At 62.3% G+C, this 19862-nt stretch carries 20 protein-coding genes and 1 tRNA gene; 5 read left to right on the plus strand and 16 right to left on the minus strand.

Features of this window, described 5'->3' with window-relative positions; all coding sequences use genetic code 11:
• Nucleotides 1–3 precede the first annotated feature (3 nt).
• Together QHG62_RS17010 and QHG62_RS17015 are read left to right on the plus strand one after the other, a co-directional pair.
• On the plus strand, nt 4–1140 hold the full coding sequence (locus QHG62_RS17010; protein WP_281146776.1) for a PilT/PilU family type 4a pilus ATPase: 1137 nt from the start codon (nt 4–6) through the stop codon (nt 1138–1140).
• A 41-nt stretch (nt 1141–1181) separates the two neighbouring features.
• Nucleotides 1182–2090: an NAD(P)-dependent oxidoreductase gene (locus QHG62_RS17015; RefSeq protein ID WP_157616145.1), complete on the plus strand. Its 909-nt coding sequence runs from the start codon at nt 1182–1184 to the stop codon at nt 2088–2090.
• Nucleotides 2091–2145: 55 nt separating this feature from the next.
• On the opposite strand, the gene QHG62_RS17020 is transcribed toward QHG62_RS17015, so the two are convergent.
• The 3 genes from QHG62_RS17020 to QHG62_RS17030 form a co-directional block, all read right to left on the minus strand.
• On the minus strand, nt 2146–2916 hold the full coding sequence (locus QHG62_RS17020; protein WP_281146775.1) for a BON domain-containing protein: 771 nt from the start codon (nt 2914–2916) through the stop codon (nt 2146–2148).
• Complete coding sequence (locus QHG62_RS17025) at nt 2913–3557, minus strand: SIS domain-containing protein (protein WP_281146774.1); 645 nt, start codon at nt 3555–3557, stop codon at nt 2913–2915. The genes QHG62_RS17020 and QHG62_RS17025 overlap by 4 nt, the downstream gene beginning before the upstream one ends.
• A gap of 92 nt (nt 3558–3649) precedes the next feature.
• A complete protein-coding gene (locus QHG62_RS17030) occupies nt 3650–4015 on the minus strand; it encodes a YraN family protein (protein WP_281146773.1) in 366 nt (121 codons plus the stop codon).
• A 45-nt stretch (nt 4016–4060) separates the two neighbouring features.
• Between QHG62_RS17030 and rsmI the strand changes: the two genes are divergently transcribed.
• Nucleotides 4061–5020 carry a 16S rRNA (cytidine(1402)-2'-O)-methyltransferase gene (gene rsmI, locus QHG62_RS17035; RefSeq protein ID WP_281146772.1) on the plus strand — a complete coding sequence of 320 codons (960 nt, stop codon included), beginning with the start codon at nt 4061–4063 and terminating at the stop codon, nt 5018–5020.
• 2 nt (nt 5021–5022) lie between these two features.
• On the opposite strand, the gene QHG62_RS17040 is transcribed toward rsmI, so the two are convergent.
• A complete protein-coding gene (locus tag QHG62_RS17040; protein ID WP_281146771.1) occupies nt 5023–5751 on the minus strand; it encodes a glutathione S-transferase in 729 nt (242 codons plus the stop codon).
• Nucleotides 5752–5805: 54 nt separating this feature from the next.
• Nucleotides 5806–6438 (minus strand): FMN-dependent NADH-azoreductase, encoded by a 633-nt coding sequence (locus QHG62_RS17045; RefSeq protein WP_281146770.1) that lies wholly within the window; start codon nt 6436–6438, stop codon nt 5806–5808.
• A 109-nt stretch (nt 6439–6547) separates the two neighbouring features.
• Here QHG62_RS17045 and QHG62_RS17050 point away from each other — a divergent pair, with 109 nt between their 5' ends.
• Nucleotides 6548–7435, plus strand: a complete 888-nt coding sequence (locus QHG62_RS17050) for a LysR family transcriptional regulator (protein ID WP_281146769.1) — start codon at nt 6548–6550, stop codon at nt 7433–7435.
• A gap of 32 nt (nt 7436–7467) precedes the next feature.
• Here QHG62_RS17050 and QHG62_RS17055 read toward each other — a convergent pair whose 3' ends face one another.
• The 3 genes from QHG62_RS17055 to QHG62_RS17065 all read right to left on the minus strand — a co-directional run bounded on the left by QHG62_RS17055 (nt 7468) and on the right by QHG62_RS17065 (nt 9217).
• Complete coding sequence (locus QHG62_RS17055; protein WP_281146768.1) at nt 7468–7896, minus strand: hypothetical protein; 429 nt, start codon at nt 7894–7896, stop codon at nt 7468–7470.
• A gap of 58 nt (nt 7897–7954) precedes the next feature.
• Complete coding sequence (locus tag QHG62_RS17060; protein WP_281146767.1) at nt 7955–8215, minus strand: helix-turn-helix domain-containing protein; 261 nt, start codon at nt 8213–8215, stop codon at nt 7955–7957.
• 303 nt (nt 8216–8518) lie between these two features.
• Nucleotides 8519–9217 (minus strand): hypothetical protein, encoded by a 699-nt coding sequence (locus QHG62_RS17065; RefSeq protein WP_281146766.1) that lies wholly within the window; start codon nt 9215–9217, stop codon nt 8519–8521.
• A 400-nt stretch (nt 9218–9617) separates the two neighbouring features.
• Between QHG62_RS17065 and QHG62_RS17070 the strand changes: the two genes are divergently transcribed.
• Nucleotides 9618–10124, plus strand: a complete 507-nt coding sequence (locus QHG62_RS17070; protein ID WP_281146765.1) for a hypothetical protein — start codon at nt 9618–9620, stop codon at nt 10122–10124.
• 185 nt (nt 10125–10309) lie between these two features.
• Here the strand turns inward: QHG62_RS17070 and QHG62_RS17075 are convergent, their stop codons facing one another.
• From QHG62_RS17075 to QHG62_RS17110, 8 genes are all read right to left on the minus strand, one after another.
• Nucleotides 10310–10483 carry a hypothetical protein gene (locus QHG62_RS17075; protein ID WP_281146764.1) on the minus strand — a complete coding sequence of 58 codons (174 nt, stop codon included), beginning with the start codon at nt 10481–10483 and terminating at the stop codon, nt 10310–10312.
• 25 nt (nt 10484–10508) lie between these two features.
• Entirely contained in the window at nt 10509–11426 is a 918-nt protein-coding gene (locus QHG62_RS17080; protein WP_281146763.1) for a hypothetical protein, read from the minus strand.
• Entirely contained in the window at nt 11387–11944 is a 558-nt protein-coding gene (locus QHG62_RS17085; protein ID WP_281146762.1) for a hypothetical protein, read from the minus strand. The genes QHG62_RS17080 and QHG62_RS17085 overlap by 40 nt, the downstream gene beginning before the upstream one ends.
• 420 nt (nt 11945–12364) lie before the next feature.
• Nucleotides 12365–15001 (minus strand): AAA family ATPase, encoded by a 2637-nt coding sequence (locus tag QHG62_RS17090; RefSeq protein ID WP_281146761.1) that lies wholly within the window; start codon nt 14999–15001, stop codon nt 12365–12367.
• Nucleotides 15002–15432: 431 nt separating this feature from the next.
• Nucleotides 15433–16311, minus strand: a complete 879-nt coding sequence (locus QHG62_RS17095) for a hypothetical protein (protein WP_281146760.1) — start codon at nt 16309–16311, stop codon at nt 15433–15435.
• Nucleotides 16312–16337: 26 nt separating this feature from the next.
• Complete coding sequence (locus tag QHG62_RS17100; RefSeq protein WP_281146759.1) at nt 16338–18527, minus strand: AAA family ATPase; 2190 nt, start codon at nt 18525–18527, stop codon at nt 16338–16340.
• Between the two features lie 459 nt (nt 18528–18986).
• Nucleotides 18987–19061: transfer RNA gene (locus tag QHG62_RS17105), tRNA-Arg, on the minus strand.
• 43 nt (nt 19062–19104) lie between these two features.
• Nucleotides 19105–19773, minus strand: a complete 669-nt coding sequence (locus tag QHG62_RS17110) for a TetR family transcriptional regulator (RefSeq protein WP_281146758.1) — start codon at nt 19771–19773, stop codon at nt 19105–19107.
• Nucleotides 19774–19862: the final 89 nt, after the last annotated feature.

The following is a 19862-nucleotide window of genomic DNA, read 5'->3' on the forward strand; positions in this document are numbered from 1 at the left end:
ATCATGGAACGCGATCAAGCCAGCCAGTTCATCAACGACCTGCTCAAGCTCATGGTGAGCCGCAACGGCAGCGACTTGTTCATTACGGCGGACTTTCCGCCCGCCATCAAGGTAGACGGCAAGGTCACCAAGGTGTCGCAGCAGGCGCTGGGCGCGCAGCACACGCTGGCGCTCACGCGCTCGGTCATGAACGACCGGCAAACGGCTGAGTTCGAGCGCACCAAGGAGTGCAACTTTGCGATCTCGCCCACCGGCATTGGCCGGTTCCGCGTGAACGCTTTCGTGCAGCAGGGCAAGGTGGGCATGGTGCTGCGGACCATTCCGGCCAAGCTGCCGACCATCGACGGCCTGGGCATGCCGCAGGTGCTGAAGGACGTGTCGATGACCAAGCGCGGCCTCACCATCATGGTGGGCGCCACGGGCTCGGGCAAGTCGACCACGCTTGCGGCCATGATCGACTGGCGCAACGAAAACTCCTACGGCCACATCGTCACGGTGGAAGACCCGGTGGAGTTTGTGCACCCGCACAAGAACTGCGTGGTAACCCAGCGCGAAGTAGGCATTGACACCGACAGCTGGGAAGCCGCGCTCAAGAACACGCTGCGCCAAGCGCCCGACGTGATCTTGATGGGCGAAATTCGCGACCGCGAAACCATGGAACACGCGGTGGCTTTTGCCGAAACCGGCCACCTTTGCATGGCCACGCTGCACGCCAACAGCGCCAACCAGGCGCTGGACCGGATCATCAACTTCTTTCCCGAAGAACGCCGCGCGCAGCTGCTGATGGACTTGTCGCTGAACCTGCGTTCGCTGGTTTCGCAGCGCCTGATTCCTACCGAAGACGGCTTGGGCCGCGTTGCCGCAGTCGAAGTGCTGCTGAACACGCCGCTCATCTCCGACCTGATCTTCAAGGGCGAAGTGGGCGAGATCAAGGAAATCATGAGGAAGAGCCGGAACCTCGGCATGCAGACCTTCGACCAAGCGCTGTTCGACCTGTTCGAAAGCCACTCGATCACCTTCGAAGACGCCATTCGCAACGCCGACTCGGCCAACGACCTGCGGCTGCAGATCAAGCTCAACAGCCAGCGCGCGCGCAGCACCGACCTTTCGGCCGGCACGGAGCATTTCGCGATTGTTTAGCCGCGTGACTCGGGTGCGGGGTTGGGCTTAAGCTCTTGCCCATGAGCAGCATCAACACCCGAACCTACGAATCCACCCCTGCGCAGACGGTGGCCTTTCTGGGCCTTGGCGTCATGGGCGGGCCGATGGCCGGCCACCTGGCCAAGGCCGGCCACAACGTCACGGTCTACAACCGCACACCGGCCAAGGCCGAGGCTTGGGTTGCCGAATTCGGCCCGCCGGGCCGCTACGCAGCCACGCCGCGCGATGCCGCCGCCGGCGCCGACATCGTGTTCAGCTGCGTGGGCAACGACGACGACCTGCGCTCCGTGGTGCTGGGCCCCAACGGCGCCTTCGCAAGCATGAAAAAAGGCGCCGTGTTCGTCGACCACACCACCGCTTCGGCCGACGTGGCGCGCGAGCTTTCGAGCGCGGCACAGGCACTGGGCCTGCACTTCATCGACGCACCGGTTTCCGGCGGCCAGGCCGGCGCGCAGAACGGCGCGCTCACCGTGATGTGCGGCGGCGACAAGGCCAGCTTCGAGCGCGTCAAGCCAGTCATCAACGCCTTTGCGCGCGCCGTTACGTTGCTGGGCGCCAGCGGTGCGGGCCAGCTCGCCAAAATGGTCAACCAGATTGCCATTGCCGGCCTGGTGCAGGGCCTCTCCGAAGCGATTGCATTCGGCCAGCGCGCCGGCCTCGACATGAAAGCCGTGCTCGAAGTGATTGGCAAGGGCGCCGCGCAAAGCTGGCAAATGGACAACCGCGGCAAGACCATGATCGAAGGCAAGTTCGACTATGGCTTTGCCGTCGACTGGATGCGCAAGGACCTGGGCCTGGTGCTCGACGAGGCCAAGCGCAACGGCTCGCGCGTGCCGGTGACCGCGCTGGTCGACCAGTTCTATGCCGACGTGCAGCAGGCCGGCGGCAGCCGCTGGGACACGTCGAGCCTGATCATCCGGCTCAAATGAAAAAAGCCCGCGCAAGCGGGCTTTTTGTTTTGCCTGGCCTGGCGCTCGCCAGAGATCAGCGCACGGGCGTAGTGGTTGCGGCGCCCGGCTGGCCGGCCGGCGGCAGCGGCTCCATCGGCGGCAGCGGCACGCGCGACGACGATGACGAAGAAGGCGCCGGAGCCACCGAGCTAGGTGCCGGCGCAGGGGCAGCGCCCGTACCGCCGCGCTGGGCCTGGCTGGCCAGCTCGGCCTCGCTCACGATCTCGACCACGCGCACCACCTTTTGCACACCGGCAATGCCGCGGGTGATTTCGGTCGCGCGGTCGGTCTCGCGGCGGGTGGCGATGCCCATCAGGTAGACCACGCCGCGTTCGGTTACCACCTTGAACGAATTGGCGAAGATGTCCTTGGCGTCGAGCAGCGAGGCCTTGACCTTGCCGCTGATGAACACGTCGTTCGAGCGGTCCTGGAAGGTGCTGGGCTGGCCGATGGTGAGCTCGTTGACCACCGTGCGCACGTTGTCCACGCGCTGCACCACCTCTTCGACGCGGCGGCGGTCGGCCTCGTTGCCCACGGCGCCGGTCAGCAGCACCTGGCGGTTGTAGCTGGTCACGCTCACGTACATGTTGTCGTTGGCAATCTCGCGCACGCGGGCGGCCGCGCGCAGCTCGATGCCCTGGTCGTCCAGCTGGGCGCCGGAGCTGCGGCGGTCGGTCGCCACCATGCCCACGCCCATTGCGGCCGCGCCGCCCACCACAAGCGGCACGCAGCCGGAAAGCCCGGCAACCAGCACGGCTCCCGAGGCGAATGCAATGGCGAGGCGTTGGAATGGTGTCGTCGTCATGTGGAAGCTTCCTGTTCTCCGAGTAGCTGGGCATCCACGCCGTCGCACAGGCAATGCAGTGCGAGCAGGTGGACTTCGTGGATGCGTGCCGCACGCTCGTGCGACACACCAATCTGAACATCAGTTTCGCGCAGCGCGCGGCCGATGGCGCCGCCGGTGCCGGTGCTGCCCGCAGCGGGCGCCGCCGGCTGGCCGATGCTGGCATTGCCGAGCAGGGCCACCACCGTCATGTCGCGCTCATGCGCAGCCAGCACCGCGGCCAGAACCGCGGCCGAGTGCCCGCTGGCGCTGATGGCAAGCAGCACGTCGCCGGCCTGGCCGAGCGCGCGCACCTGGCGGGCAAAACGGTCGGCGTCTATTGCGTTGGCACTGTCGGCCATGGGGTCGGTGCTGTCGCCGGGCAGCGCAATGGCGCCCAGCTCGGGCCGCTCGCGTTCGAAGCGGCCCACAAACTGCGCCGCGAACTGGGCCGCAAGCAGGCCCGACACGCCCGCACCGCAGGCCAGCACCTTGCCGCCGCTCGTCACGCACGCCAGGATGGCCTGCATGGCTTGCGATATGGGTTTGCTGAGGACTGGGCCGGCCTGGTATTTAAGGTCGGCGCTATCGATGAAATGTTGCTGAATCCGTTGCTCGAGCATGGGGCGGGATGATACCGGGGGGCAATGAAACAAGACGTTTGCGGTGTGGAGCCTCCAGCGCGCGCCGAGTTCCCGCGCCGCCGCCAAAGACGCTAGCCCGCGTCGAACGCCCCCTGCAGCCAGGTAATGCGCTCTTCGACCAGCACCACGTCGAAGCGGCACGGCGGCAGCGTGCGCAGCCCGTTCAGGTAGTGCCGCGCGGCAAAAATGATGCGCCGCTGCTTCACGCCCGTGATGCTGCCGCCGGCACCGCCATGCGAGGCCGTGCTGCGCTGGCGAACCTCGACGAACACCAGCGTCTGGTCGCGCGCATCGCGCATGATCAGGTCGATCTCGCCGCCCCCGCGCCCGGGCGTTCGATAATTGCGGCCAACCAGCGCGAGGCCGGCATTTTGAAGATGGTCGAGCGCGGCGTCTTCCGCCGCATCGCCCCGATGCTTCGTCGTGATGGTTTTCATGCTTGCTCCCTGCCGGCTTTCTTTTTGTTTCTTCGGAGAAATCCATTGGCTTCACTCGCTCCCGCCACCTTCGGCGCCGCTCTTGCGGCAGCGCGCGATGCCTCGGGTGCGCAGCATTATCCGCAGGGCACGCTCTACGTGGTGGCCACGCCCATCGGCAACCTGGCCGACATCACCCTGCGGGCGCTGCATGTGCTGCAGCTTGTCGACGCCGTGGCCTGCGAGGACACGCGCCACACCCAAAGCCTGCTGCGCGCCTACGGCATCGACCGTCCCAACGCCCAGCTGCTGGCCGTGCACCAGCACAACGAGGCCGAGGCCGCGCAGGCCGTGGCCGCACGGCTTGCCCAGGGTGAGCGCATTGCCTACGTAAGCGACGCCGGCACGCCCGGCGTAAGCGACCCCGGCGCGCGGCTGGTGGCTGCCGTGCGCGCGGCCGGCCAGCGCGTGCTGCCCCTGCCGGGTGCCAGCAGCGTGACCACGCTCATCGGTGCGGCCGGGCTGGTGGCCGACGGCAGCGACGGCAACGCCAGCAGCGCCTTCGTTTTTGCGGGCTTTCTCCCGAGCAAGGCGGGCGAGCGCGACACCGCCGTGCAGGCGCTTGCGCAAGAGCCCCGCGCCGTGGTGCTGCTGGAGGCCCCGCACCGCATCGAGGCTTTGGCCCGCGCACTCGCGGTGCTGGGCGAGCGGCCCATTACCGTCGGGCGCGAGCTCACCAAGCAATTCGAAGAAATTGCGACCGTGCCCGCCAGCACCCTGCCCGACTGGTTTGCGGCCGGCCGCGACCGCACGCGCGGCGAATTCGCGCTGGTGCTGCACCCCGTGGCAGTGGCCGGCGACGACGGCGCCGAGGGAGAACGCGTGCTGCGGCTATTGCTGGCCGAGCTGCCGGTGAAAACCGCCGTGCGCCTGGCGGCGGAAATCAGCGGCGCGCCGCGCAATGCGCTGTATGAAACGGCGCTGCGCATTCGCAACGATGGCGGCTCGGCGGACGACGCCGAATAACTTCAACCATCCAGCTCCGCATAGCGCCTGAAGATCCCGTCTTCATTGAACGCGATGCGGCGCGGGCTTTGCAGGTAGTCGTGCACGCGCTGGCGGCGCTTGACGTTGTCGTGCAGCTTTTCGACCCGGGGCGTGTCGGCCAGCGCCCTTGCAGCGGCCTTGGGGAACGCATAGCGCAGCCCATCCACCAGCTGGAACAGCGACAGGTCGGCGTAGGTGAGCACATCGCCCACAAGGTGCGCCGGCCCTGCGGGGTTGCGCTGCAGCACCCGCTCGAACCAGTTCAAAAACTTTGGAATGCGCTCTTCGCGAAAGGCCCGCGCCCGCTGCATGGCCGCGTCGCGCTGGTCTTCGTAGTAGGCGCCGGTGGATATGGGGTGGTGCGTGTCGTGCGCCTCGGCCACCACGTCGGCAATGGTGAGCTGCAGCTGGTGCGTCCACAGCCCGTCCGATTCGCCCACGCCCGCGAGCCCCAGCCTTGGCCCAAGGTACAGCAGGATGGCCGCGGTCTGCCCGACGACGATGTCGCCGTCGATGAGGAACGGCGGCGCGAAGGCCGGGCGCACGATCTCCGGGTCATCGAGCCGGCCGCCCAATGCAGATTCACCGCCGCCCTTCGACTCAGGCAGCCGCGCCACGTCCACGTAGTCGGCACCGGCCGCCTCAAGCGCGAGCCGCACGAATTCGCCTCGGCCCTGGATGGTGGGCCAGTAGTGAAGTTGGTAGGTCATGCGGCCATGGTGTCAAAGTCTGCGCGGCCCTGCAACCGCCCGGCGTTCAGACCCTTAGAGCCCCTTGGCAAGCTCTGTGGCCCTGCGCTTTGCGGAGGCTCTTGCATCGGCATCGACCTCTGGCCCCATCAGCGTTTTTTCGACGATGACCGAACGCACCTCGCGCACGCCGATAAAGCGCAGCCACGTTTCGATGTAGGGCAGCTGAAAGTCGAGTTTGTGCGCGGAGCCATCGTTGCCCAGCGGATAGTCGAGCCCCCGCGCGCAGACCACCGTTGCCATGCGCGTCTGCAGCATGCCCGAGAGGCCCGATGCGTCGAAGCGAAAAAGCACGTCTTTGTGCGAGACCACGTCGATCAGCTGCTTGAGCTTGTAGGGAATGCCAAAGTTCCAGAGCGGCACCGCAAGCACGATGTGGTCTGCCGTGTGAAAGGGCGCGGCAATGCGCCGCACTTCGTCCCACGCCGTTTGCTGCGCGGCGGTGAGCGGCACGCCGTTGATGCCGGCGTACTTGGCGTCGAGCATGTCTTGCGACAGCTCGGGCAAATCCATCGTCCAGGGGTTCAGCGTGGTCAGGCGGCATTGCGGGTGCATGCGCCGCACCTCGTCGATGAACGCGCCGGCCACCTCGATGCTGGCGGAGCGCGTTTTTCTTGGCGACGTTTCGATGTACAGCAGTTCTTTCATGGCGTGTGTGCAGTGTGAGTGGTTGCGGTGAGCCGAGGCTAGGCACGCCGCACAAAGCACACAAGCAACATAATTTGCAGACATTCAGAACCATTCGCACTGAACCGCCATGCTCGACTCCCAACTGCTGCGTGCCTTTGTCTCGGTTGCCGACCACGCCAGCGTGACCCGCGCGGCCGACGCCATGCACCTGACCCAATCGGCCGTGAGCGCGCAGATCAAGCGGCTGGAAGAGCAGCTGGGTTGCCGCGTGTTCGAGCGCACCACCCGCTCGCTGCAGCTCACCGCGCAAGGCAGCGTGCTGCTGAGTTATGCCAGGAGCATTCTCAGCCTGCAGCAGCAGGCCGTCTCCAGGCTTGCGGCGCCGCGGCATGCGCCGACCACGCTGCGCCTAGGCTGTTCTGAAGGGTTTCCGAGCGAATGGCTGTTTGCCGCGCTGGCGAGCTTTCGCAGCCGCAGGCCGGGCGTGCATGTGGAAGTGACCTGCGGCATCAGCACCGTGCTTGCCAGGCAGGTGCGCGAATGCTCGCTCGACCTGATGGTCGGCACCGTGTGCGATGCCGGCAGCGACACCGAAACCCTGTGGATGGAACCGCTCGTCTGGGCGTTTTCAGAAAAGTCGCTGCTCGACCCCGAGGGGCCGATTCCGCTCGCCTTTCTTTCGGAGCCCTGCCCTTTTCGCGAAGCCGCGCTGGCATCGCTGGCGGGCCATGGCGCGGCCAATTGGCAGATCGTGCTGACCGCTCAGGGCTCGAGCGCGTTGACGGCAGCGGCCGCTACTGGGCTGGCCATTACCGCGCTGACGCCCTCGGGCATGTCGCCGGGGCTGAAGGCCATTGCGGCGGGGAGCTTTTTGCCGGCGCTGCCGCCAGCGCGGTTTGTGATTCAGCGCGGTGGGAGCGGCGCCGCGCCTGAGGCACTGTCGGCGCTGGTTGACGAGGTGCGGGAGGCCTGCTTTCGGTGGAGGGGGTCGCGTGCGGGAGCGACCGGGGTATAGCGCCGGGCGAGCGGCGCTGCACTGCTGACAACTTACCGGCTCGGGTTTCGATCATCCTGCGCGCGAATCCGCCGGCCGCCGGCCACGCCAGCTTGGTGGACGATGGCCAACTCGCAATGCCGCCAGAAACCCACGCCCTCCAACTCGCTGGGAATGTCGCTCCGTGCAAGCCGGTAGAACCCCAGCACCACTCCCTGCGCGAATGCGGAGATCAGTGGCTCCGCGTCCTCGGCACCCGTCAAGCTGCGGCGGATCAGTTTGCCGCCAATCGCCATCAACTTGAGCGTGCGGCTCGAGGCGGTTGCGGTGCTTTCTTTTGGGACCCGCAGAGACCAAAGCCCGGAGCCGAGCGTCCACACCGTTAGACGCGGAAATTCTGCGCGCCGAGTCTCCTCGACGCCGCTCTGCCTCGCGCGAATTTCACTGGAGGCACGATGGTCATCCAAGGTCTTGCACGCCATCAAAGCTCTGTTGAAAGGCGTATCTGGAGAGAGGCAAGAGAGAGGCTTGAGTCTGCCTTCATTCCGTTTCATGGGAACGGCCCTCAATAGCTTGTTCTCCTTCCGACCCGATGTCTGGCTTGACCCCGCAAACCGAACACCACCGGGCAAACAGCAGCACGTCAACGAAGTTCTCGCCACGTTCAAGCTTAGAGACGTAGGACTGGCCCACCCCCAAGGCTTCGGCCATCTGCGCCTGCGTCAGTCCGGCCGTCACCCGAAGGCTACGCATGAGATTGCGCAGCGCCTCGTATTCAGCGTGATAAAGAGAAACGGCCATGCGCTCATGGTCTGGCCCATTCAGGAATAGTCGTAACGCGACTTTTCGAGATGCGGTCCCGCGAGCAGTATGGCGATATCCGGAAGAAGTTCCGATACCTCGTTTCCTCTGCTGAGGCCACAGTGGAGTAGTGACTCGTATGCAGTGGAAGCGGACTGTCGCCGACCGAGGCCACCTCAGCCTTCGGCCAAGAGCGACTGGTCGCAGCTGTCTGCTTCGTAGACATCCACCCAGCAGTGGACCTATTTCAAGAGACGACTGTCAAGCGCGAATGAAGAAGCACGGGTCGGGTTCCAAGGACATTCACCAGGAGCTTGCATTGTCAAGGTTTGTGGTTGCCACACTAATCACCTCCCACGCGATCGCTTGAAACCTGACTGTTCTCACCACTGTTTGTTGCGGGTGCAATCCGTAGCTCTTCGCTAAAAAACCTGCAGGAATCGCGACTTTGGGATGCCAATCTTGGATTGCTTTAGTAAAGGCTGCGATGTGGGTCGGCCGACTACGATCGAAAGTGATACGAGTCTGGGTCTGGCTCGCTCTTAGCCCAACATTGCTTTTTGCATTTGTCGTGAACGGCGGCAAGGAAAGCACTGACGCAAGATTCGTTGCAGAGCCCGCGAGTAAAAAAACGCATTTTGCTGACGGATTCGCGCGCTTTACCAGCATCAGTCGCATGAAATCTTGGGCAATGTTTTCCGTCTTGCAGTAGGAGGATCCGGCCCACTTCGACTCAACAGCGACTTGGACAGATTGAACTATCTCGTTATCTTTCCGTAAACACAGTGCATAGTCCAGTCGACGCTTGGTTCCGAGCGCGTCGTGCCTCACTTCAGCGTGGGCCCTCGCCCCATGGACCTCAATCGGAAATGAGCTTAGAACGCTCCCCACCGCGGCCTTTAACGCCGCTTCCGAAAAGAGTCCTCCGCGATAGCAGGCAAACTCAAGATGAAGCCAGCTACCTACGGCTTCCGAAATTCGCCGAGCATCGGACATTGCCATTTGCTTCTCCCTAGCGGTGCTGGCGAGTGTAGGCTGGTTGTCACAGCGCATTTCCGATCCGTGAAAATAGCTCTCTACACAGGGCGAGAGGCCACCGCGCATAGTTGCGGGTTTCTTCATGCCCTTAGAGAGACGCAAGTGCCGGCCGCCAGCCTTCGTCTTGTGTCAGATGTCGGCTCACACGCCGGCGAATAGCAGCGCCAAGCCCAAAGCGGCGCGGTGGCCAGTCGCTTCAGCTCCGTCCAAAGGTCCGGTTTCGGGCAAGCGGCCTATCACCTCGGCTGATTCTTTTGGGCCCCGCACCGCCGGCCGGCCTTCGGCTACAGTCGGCCGCAACTCGTCATTCCACTGGCACGACTTCGGCGGCTGCGGAATTTAGTCGTTTAAGTTCAAGGACTCCATGTCTGATACCACCGATATCGTTAGCGCAGTCGGCAGCGTCATATCGGCAGTCGCAGCCTGTGTGGCAGCGGTTGGCGTCTGGTATGCGAGGCACCAGCTCAAGACGAGCCGCGAGCTCGCACAACTTTCCTTTGAAGATGCCTTGGCGAAGGAGTACCGCGAACTGGCGGGACAACTGTCGAAGAAGGCTTTGATGGGCGAGGTTCTAGCCGATACAGAATACGAGGATGCATTCGACGAGCTTTATCGTTACGTGGACCTGACCAACGAACAGATCTCGCTCCGCGCTCGTGGACGCATTACCCCGGAAGTTTGGCGCAGTTGGTCGGAGGGGATGAAGTCAAACCTGGAACTACCTGCGTTCGTGCGCGCTTGGACCGAGATCAAGGCGCGGTCGTCCGGCTTCGCAGAGCTTCGACGTCTTGAGCAGGAATCTTTCAGCACGGACCCGAAGGAGTGGCGTTGGCCTCTAAATGTTCGTTCAACAGACACGCAAGAGCATTGAACGGCTTCCGTGGGATAGCGAGAACGCTGAAACCTAAGGCTGTGAGGGACCTTTTGCGATCATTCATCCAACCGTCGCGTATGTCTGCTTCGCAGCAGCGTTGTAGGCCTTGACACTGACCGACCGAATGCCCGGTCTAGGCGTACTTGCGGTCATTCGGCGACAAAGATATAGATCCAGCATGATCACAAGTCAGGCCGTTTGCGCTTGCTGACGATGTTGCACGAGGCACGCAGCAGCGATGGCGAATAGGAGACCGGCGGTCGAGCGACACCTTTGTGCAATGAAGTCATTCGCAGGCCGAGCACGGTGTAATGGGCACTGGCTGGCCATTCGGTCACGAAGTTGAAACCCGACATGTCAGGCCTCTGTGCGAACAGACGATCAACCGTAGTCGTGCTGAGTGTCGAGTAAGCGCGCGGCAATACTCGGACTGGGTGCCTCAAGAATGCGGACACCCTCGAATTTCGCAAATCGGACCAAACGGGCATATGTTGCCTCCGCGTGCTTATGTGCCTCACTTCCCGCACTTTCAGCTAGCGCATCGGTATTGAACAGTAGGGTAGGAGTGAACGCATTGCCCGACATCTGCTTACGTGCGACGCCGAGTTGGAACAGCTTGGCCTCTGCCTCGCGTTCCGTATGCTCGGCCTGCCGTTCAGTGCTTGGCAGGCTCGTTACTTGAACGACTAGAGGGCCGTCCGCATAGTCCACGACTACATCTGGAACATCGCCGAGTCCATTCAAAGGAACATCGAATCGTGAAGCGAGTTCCTTAGCGTGGCCAATGAAAATTCGACGCAGTTGAGTCAAGAACTCACCGGTGCGGACTGTGTGTCTTGGACTCTGTCGGGATTCCTCTTCCTCTATCATTTCCTCCGCCGATCCGAATGCACTAACGCTGCGAACTGCAGCATCAAGCAACTGCTCGATTCCCCAAGCCCTGGCTACCATCACTGGACCGGGCTCGAAGCCGCGAAACAGCGGTCGCAATTCGTCAAGAGGTAAGCCTGCCTGCTGCCGCTGCGTCATGAACTGCGCACATTCCCGCAGAGTGTTGGCCGACGCATTGCCGCGCTCGCGTCCGAGGAGTCGGCGTAGCCGTGGCGCGGCAATGACAGGGTAGGTAGCAGGTGAGACGGCCTGGCCTGTCGCTTCGTGCGGCTCAATGGCTACAAGCGCAACAAGACGCTCCCCGGTGCCGAATATTGGCTCCCACAGCACAGCCCTATACCTCGCAACAAACGGCGGTGTAACGCCGATCAGCCGGCTGGATTCTTTGGGTTGGACGAGGAGTTCCATAAGTCTTTCGCGCTCGGTACTCGAAGTCGTTCATGCATCATGAGGTCGAGGGCGGGAAGTCGAGTGGCTATGCCGCGCAATACTACTTCAACGAGCGGCCAGATAGGATCGATCTGAGAATGGCCGGTAGACCACTGGCGCACCTTGTCAGCCAGAAGCTCAACTCGCCGCTGGGCACGCGACAACCGGGCAGGTTGCGCCAGCATGTCGTGGTCGTTCGGACGCCGCTTTGTCAACTGTGCAGCCACTTGATTCACTCTGGCTCGATGGTCCAGAATGCTTTGTCGCGCCCGCTGAGCGGCCCAGTTGCGCATTGCAGTCGCGATGGGCTCCAATGCCAGTTCATGATCGATGAACATGTACTCGCGCCGGTCAGTACCTGTGTAGATCAAGTTCTTCACATGCCTGTCATGATTCGCTGCGAGTTCATCCCAAGCGGCCCCTTGCGAAGCTACGGGCAGATCACACAGCTTTCGCCATGTGTATTCCGCGACGGCCTCGTCGTCAAGGAATCGCATAGTGCTGTCGTCCGGCCATTGATAGAGGCTGCCGAAGCATAAGTAGTCGCTCGTTCCAGGCAAAGGGCGTGCAGTTGCTGGGAGTCCTGGCAGTTGGTCGCGCATTGCAAGTACAACTACTCCACGAGGCACCGGCAAGCTCAGTTCAGCGGCAGCCAAGGAGCACGCAAGCTCGATCGGCAATTTTGCTTGCCCGGGCATCCACTTGATTGCAACGGGTATGCACGGCTCAAGACAGCCATCCACTTGCACTTGACCGCGCCAGACTTTGTGGGTTTGGCCTGCGTCGATTGGCAACCCTCCAGAGTTCAGTCTGGCGACCGGAGGACGGCTTGTGTCGTCTGGATCGAGTCCGTGCACAAGCCGTGGCGTACTGCCTTTCTCCATCAGCGATACCTCCGTAACTGACCAGAAGGGAAATCAAGTGGCGAAGAGGGCTGACCTACTAGCCATGCCTTTGGCAATCGCTTCCACTCGCTTATTGAGCGTCTCGCGCCACTTGGCCAATCGCTCGATGTCGTCACTGAGTTCGTCTGGCTCTGGTATCGGTAGCCTGCCAATCGCCGCTGCAGCGTCGTGTTCGAACTTCGAAGACTTGGTCATGCCGGAGTCGATCTCGCGATAGTCATCGTCCGTTACCGTCACCCCTTTGAGGCGCTGGGTAGACACGCCCTCACCAAAGCGCTGTACGGCACCGTTGAGCAAGACCTCCTCGATGCAGCGTTCCCATGCGAGGCGGAGGTGGCCGTAACACTTGGTTGTCAGGACGCGCTGCAGATCTTCGTCGCCGTCCTTCGCCGCCTTGCGGACAGCGATGAGCATCTGCCTAAGGCGGCCCAAACGATCCTTCGTTCCAAGGACGTCGAAGGGCAGGTCCTCGGAATGGACGCCGTAGCCGTCAGCGGTTTTGCGGATGTAGTTTTTGGTCAGTGTTGCGCCGACCTCCTCAGCCTTCTGCTCCAGAATAAGGAGGAAGTAGATGTCGTGCGTAAATACGATAACCTGCCGGGTCAGCGATTCGCTCGCCAGCCGCTCGGCGACCTCCCAGCGGCGCCGATGGTCCAACGACGAGACGGGGTCATCGAGCACAATGCCGCCGCGCCCCTTGCCGAGGCGGATCTCTGCCATGAATGACGCGATGGCAATAGCTCGCTGCTCTCCTTCACTGAGGATGGCCGCCGGCGTACCACCGCCGGGCAACTGCAGGGTGAGCTTGAACTGCGTTTTGCCGCCTGGCGACTCAGGCTTCATCACGGCGCTGAGGTGATGGACCTTAAGTAGCTTGAGTTCGGCATTTAGGGCATCGGCCAGCTCCTGACTGGCCGTCGTTCGAGAGAGATCCGTCGACTTCCGGGAGATGCCCCGAGTTTCCATGCCATCGATGCAGACCTGCAGCTTGCGACAGAGTTCGTGCTTAGTCATCGCCTCGAGCACAGCGGCCTTGACTTCAGCCAACCTGCGACGCGCGTCGAGTTCCATCCGCTCTGAAACCATAGCCGCCTTTAGCTTCTCGTCGGCAGTGGCATCAAGTGCCTTGGCCTGTTCCAGCAGACGGTTGATGATTTCGGCTAGTTCGGGTTGTGGGTCGGTGGAAAGTTTAGGGAGCGCATCCCAGGGTAGTTTGCCCGCAGCCGCCTGAAGCACGCCCGACTGGCGGGCCTTGAGGCCCTCCTGAAGGGCTGCGCAGGCCGCTGCGACTTCTGGCGCGAGTTCGGTCACTTCCTCAACCAGAGCATCGCTGAACATCAGGTCCACGTTCGCCTGCTGAATGACTCTAAAGGGGACAGCAGCGGCCTCGCGTGCATCCTTTGCCGCCTCCTCTGCAGCCGCCTTGACGAAAGCGTCGAATCGCAGCAGCCGCGCCGCCCCATCCTGTCCGAGGGCGTTCTGACAGAGGGGACAGACTGCGTCGGCGGGAAGACCAGGGAACTCGTGGCCTGCGTGGCTGAGCTCGGCAAAAGCTCGTGCGGCCTCAAAGAGGGCCTTCCACTCTTCGCCGCCCGTGCCGGCCAACTGGCCAGGCGTCGTCTTGAACTCGCGTGCCGCTACTTCCGCTGCTCCCTTGGCAGCATTCGACTTGTCGATCAGCGCTTGAAGCGAACCGACCTTCTCTTCGTTCAAGACGCCGACCGCCGCTGCGATCCGGTCCTTCAACGAGGTCAAGCGGGTGGCCTTCTGGCGTAGGGCCAAGACCTTCTGCTTCGGATCGACTTCGGCCAAGGTCTCGTTCAGCAGGGCGAGCCGCGCCACCTCAGCCTCACTGAGCGTGGCCAGCGTCTCGATGTCCTCGGCCTTGGTCTTGGCCGGGATGCCAAGCAATTTCTTGGCGACCTCCGTTTGCTCCCCGGCGAGAACCGCATAGGCAGCATTGCTTGGGGTGTTCGCAACCTTCTCTGCCGTAGCGCGAGTCTTGAGCTTGTTGCAAGCGCCGGCCAATCCCTCCAAGATGTCCAAGCCATACGGGGCGTAAGCGAAGTCGCCCTGATTGTCGATATAAGCACGAGCGCAGTGCGAATCGAAGATGGCGATGTCCGATAGCGGTTCGGGGGGCTCGGTGCCGTCTTTCCAAGGCAGATCGGTTGCAACGCCGTCTATCTCCGCCTCGAACGTCGCCTGAGCCGGTCCGCTCTTCCCGGGCTCCAGGTTCGCGTTGGGCAGGATGGGTTCGCGTCGATCGCGCGCTCGGCAGGCCTTCTTGAACACGCGCGAGTAGCCTGACTTCCCAACACCGTTCTCACCGTAGATGGTCGTTACGCCGACCCGCGCGATGGGCAGGCGCGCACCGTTTGCCAATGCATTGACGTTCGCCAACTCTCTGATGGCCGTTAGCAAGACGACGCGAGCCGGATTCGCCAGCGGCGCCACTTGGGCATCCTCGAGTTTTTTTGGTGTGCGCCCTCCCGGATCTGGGATACCGACCTCAGTCTTCGCCAGGGCATAGAGGTCGTCTATGTCGACCGCGCCGAGCATCCGGTCGGCGTAGAGCCTGGCGATGGCATCTTGTTGCCAGGCCGGAAGGCCCTTGGACCAAGCATGGATTTCCTGCAGGATCGTCATCAGCGATTTCCTTTCAGCGGTCACACCAAAGAAGCTGGGACCGGAATGTGATCCTAGGTTTGATCTGGTAACCAACTGTAGTGGATTTAGATCGGTGCGACCATATCGCTCGAGGAACGATGGCGGTCTCGGCCGATGGGAAGCATCCGATGAGTGCCTCACGCACCAACTCCAATCCGCGACCTGAAGCCATAGTCTTTACTGATCTCGTGGCTCTTTGCACCTCTACCGGAATGCTCACTCTGCGATCGATAACTGCCATTTGGCAATAGTCCGACCAAGGTCGTCCCCTCACCGCTCGACGCGATGGACGACCGTGAGGTGCAGCAGCTTTTTGTCGCTGCACATCGCGCAGGCTATTCAGAGATCGTTCGCACCGAGCCGACAAACCGCTGTCGTTCGTGCGTCACCACGTTGCTCCCAATCCGTGTTCAGGCCCTCGCAGGCGCAGCCAAAGCCTCGTATTTGCTCGTCAATCGCTGTGACTCCCGAGCCAACAGGTCGTCCACCATCGCGCAATACGGCTGGTCCGGCTCCGCGAATGCATAAAGGGACAGGAACTCCTCGAAGGTTTCGTTCAGTTCCTCAGAGGAAAACGGCTCCGGCATTGCGATGGCTCTGTCGATGCGCCTCTCGATCAGCACAACGCGCGCCTGAATCTCCCGCAGCCGCGCGGTACGCACTTCTACCAGTCCCTGACGGTTAAGCCCGAACACGCGCGCAGTATGGTCACCGTAGCGGTCGAGAACACCGGCGTGCACGCGAGGCCCCAGCAGGCACCAGTCACCTTCTTCCCGCCAACTCAGGTGGGCACCCGGATCCCGTCGCGTGGGATCAATTAGCGCGGCGTCTTCGGCCTCGTGGTCGTCCCCTTCAGCCAGGGCGTATTGCGGCCCCAGAATCGGGAACAGGTCGCTCTTGCCCAGATTCACCGGGGCATTGGCCACTTGCCCTCCGGTAGCGTGGCCCGCGTCACAGGCGTCGTGATGGCGGCGGCGATTGCAGTCGATGCAACTTGCCAAGAGATTGTCCCAGGCGGCCGCAAGCCACCAATAGCCAGGATGGCCAGGACATTCGGCAACGCGACCTTTGGGACGGAAGTGCTCGATATCCGTCGGTTCGACCGCCTTGATGCTCGACTCGCAGTACGCGCACTTACCCAAAAACAATGCATTCAGGGCGTCGACCACATCCTGCCGCTTATAGACGCTAAAAGTGAACGCTTCGTTAGGGGTGTCCAGGAAATGCTGCGCCGCTCGAAGACGCTCACGCGCCGCGGGACTGTGAGGACCTTCCAGCGATGCGGGCACCGGCACCCGCGTTCTGTCCACCCGCCTCATGCTTGAGGCCCCGCGCGCAGCGCCCGCAGCCGGGCGAGCACGCCCGTCACCGCGGCCTCCCTGAGTTGCCCCCGGTCCTGCGGCAAGCCTGCGCCCTCGTCGACGAACCGGCGCAGCGCTTCGTTGACGATCTGCTCAACCGGCGTGTCACCGAGCCACTTGAAAGCCTGCAACGCGCGAATGTCCTCGTCGCGTGCCTGTGATCGGATGCCCGCAGGCAGCGCGAGGTGCTCCAACGCGCTCTCTACGTCAGGATCCGCCGTACTGGCGAGACCGAAGTAGTCGGACGTCAGGAGCTGCTCCGCGCGCAGCCCACGAACGTCAGGCAAGCCGCTCAGAACCTCGATCCTGTGCGCCTCGTCGCGCACGAACACCTGCACCTCATCGTCCCGCATGCCTCTGAGACACAGCGGATCGTGTGTGGTGGCAACAAACTGAACGTTGGGCATGGCCTTGCGAAGTGCCGAGACAACGCGCAACTTCCATCGCGGATGCAGATGCGTTTCGATCTCGTCGATCAGCACCAGGCCGCGCGCGTTTTCTAGGTCACCCCATGCCTTGAGCATGTCACGCATGATGTCCAGGACCATTGCGATCAGGGAGCGGTAGCCATCACTCAGTCGCTCCAATGGCGTGTCGCGCCCATGTGCATGAACGAACAGGCGCCCCTCTTCGTCTCGCCCAATGCGGTCTTCCGGTTGGAGCACCAGCACCTCGCGCAATGCGCGTGCGAGCGCGTCAAAGGCATCTGGAGCGAGCCCCTGGAGCCACCGGCCCGGATGCTGGAGCTTGGCAAAAGGATCAAACAAGGAGCGCAGCGTCGAGGCGGGTTGCCGGCGAACGCCCTCCTTGCCAAAGAAACGACGAGAGCCGAAAGACATCAGCATCATGGTCGGTTGCTCTTCCCCGATGAAGCGCTTGGTCAGCGGGTCGATCTGCAGGCGCACAGGCTCACCGGTGTCGAAATCCAGGATGACTTCCGGCATGACGGTGTCATCAAGTTGCCAACCGGAAACCTCGCGCGGAAGAAAGTCCTCCGGCAACACCCCCATGCGTGCGCGCATGGGTGACCCCATCATCGCCAGTGCAATGGCTTGCAATGTGGTGCTCTTGCCTGTGGAGTTTTCTCCGAGCAGCATCATGCAAGGCGCGCCGGTCTCATGAGGATCGGCGTGCGGGATTTCAAGATCAAGGTTCGCTATACCTTTGAAATTCTGGATACGAACTCGGCGCAGCTGCGACGTGCGGGGCTCCCACTGAAAGCGCGTCATGAGCTGCTCTTCAAGCGGGCGCCACGAGTTCCGATCCAGAAGCGGTGCGCCAGATTCCGCATGGTCGACTAGCTCTCGCCACTGTTTGTCGCTGGCAACCTTCGAAGTGTGGATGGCATCGTCAACAATGGTTCGAAACGATGGCTTCGGGAGACTGGCCGACGAGTTGAAGTCGGAGAGAAGCTCGAAAAATATGACGCGCATAGCGCCGCAAAAGGGGGCCTCGTCGAGCAAGGCTCGGCGGAATCCGTTTAAGTATTCTTCGTCGGTTCGTCCTTGATCGAGCAACTCGAAACATTGCCTGAATGTTTGAGCTCTGACCTGGGTCAAGTCGGGTCGGTTGAGATTCAATACCTCCACAGTGACGCGCCCCACCTCATCCGCTCCAACGACGCTGCCATCGACCCCAAAGCGCATGTGCTTGCGCGGTTCAACCCGACAGGGGTTGACCAAAAGCGCCTCTTCACCGTTCTCGGCCTCAGCCCAGCTAGAACGCAAGCGCGCGCGCGGGCCTTGGACGGGAAACAAGTTGCGCTTTGCCCGGTTGCAGGCCGCGCATGAGAGAAAAATGTTCTCCCATTCATAGGCAAACCAGCTGTAATGGTCAGGACTGGCAACGTCTGATTGGTCCCGAAAGCCGACCGCATTGCCGGGTGGCCGGTGATGCGAGACGTCGCCAGAATTGGAGCTGTCCAGCGGGGTCTCGCAATAGGCGCATTTGGACAAGAAAACCTCGGCAACCTGCCGTCGCACCATGGCCGACGTCCAGATCTTGGCATTGAGCGGCGGCCTTCTGCGGGCACGCTCCTGCGGGTCAAGCCGATAGTGCTCGGCCAACGCAGCCTTGGCCGCACGCACCTCGTCCCCATGCAGGATTTCGGGCAACGTCGCGCTTCCACGGTTCACCTTTCTCATCCATCGCCTCCTCGTTTTGAGGCGTCAGTCTAGCGACGTTTAGAAGGGCCTGTGGCTACCTGCAGAAGTGTTATGAGTTGATCTTCCGGCTTGAGCAGGATGCCCGGGTAAACGGTCGCTTTTGGTAAGGAACGCCCCTAGCAGCGCCTGACGGGTTTGGAAGCAGGTGTGTAGAACAAAGATCGCGCCCCGTCGGAACTAGTGTGCATCCTGCGAGGCCTAGTCTCAGACGGTCCAGTGATAGTGGACACTGCCGCCATCCGAGCCGCAGACCGCGAATGTCTCAGGAAAATGAGGAGGAAATTGGTTTTCGCCCTCCTGATCCGCCGATTTTGTACCTCGCCCTCACCACCATCGGATTCCATGGAATTACTCGGACCAATCTGGCGATAGAAAAGCATCGCCCAGATAAGAAACAAAAAAAGCCGGACACCTTTAAAAGTGTCCGGCTTTCGCATTTGGTCCCGCCGCCAGGAATCGAACCTGGATCTCAGCCTTCGGAGGGCCGAATTCTATCCGTTGAAATACAGCGAGGAATCTGGGTTCCGGCAGAACCGGAGCCACGCATTATCGCCTATCAGGCGGCGACTTCTTCTGCTTCGTTTCCGACACCCGCGGTCGAGTTCCGTTCAAAACCCAGGCCGGCCAGGTAAACGCGAAAGGTGCGCCTGCCGGTAGACACCAGCTCGAAGGCGGTGGGGTCGAGCAGCCAGTTCTGTATGAGCCCGCTCAGCAGTGCGTGCAGGCCCTGTGCGGCCACGTGGCCGGGCACGGGCAGCTTGACCTGGTCGCGGCGGGCGGCCAGGCGCAGGGCTTTTTCAAAATCGGTCACGCAGGCGTTGCGCGCGTCCAGGTGGCGCTGCTGCACCGAGGCCATGTCGTGCGTGTATTCAACCTTGTGGGTGGCCACGTCGAACACGCGGCGCACCTGGGGGTCGGTGGTCATGAGGGTAAGCGCATGCACCATGCCCTCTTCAATCTCGGCCAGGGGGTCGTCGGTGCCGGCCGCCGCGGCGGCCCGGGGGCCGGCCTCCAGCGGCAGGATGACGCGCTCCATCATGGCGTTGAACAGGTCGGCCTTGTCCTTGAAGTGCCAATAAATTGCGCCACGGGTCGCGCCGGCCTGCTGCGCAATTTGCTGCAGCGAGGTTTGCGAAACACCCTGCGCCTGAAACAGCAGCTCCGCGGCATCGAGCAACCGATTCCGTGTAGCCAGTGCTTCTTCCTTCGTACGACGTGCCACCAAGTCTCCTGATTTGTAAAGCCAAGCCCTTTCCGAACCATGGGGCCATTCAATGCTGTCACTATACATCCATGAATGTATGTAAACTATCG

Origin of the sequence: Variovorax paradoxus, from assembly GCF_029919115.1 — a bacterium.
Taxonomy (GTDB): domain Bacteria; phylum Pseudomonadota; class Gammaproteobacteria; order Burkholderiales; family Burkholderiaceae_C; genus Variovorax; species Variovorax paradoxus_O.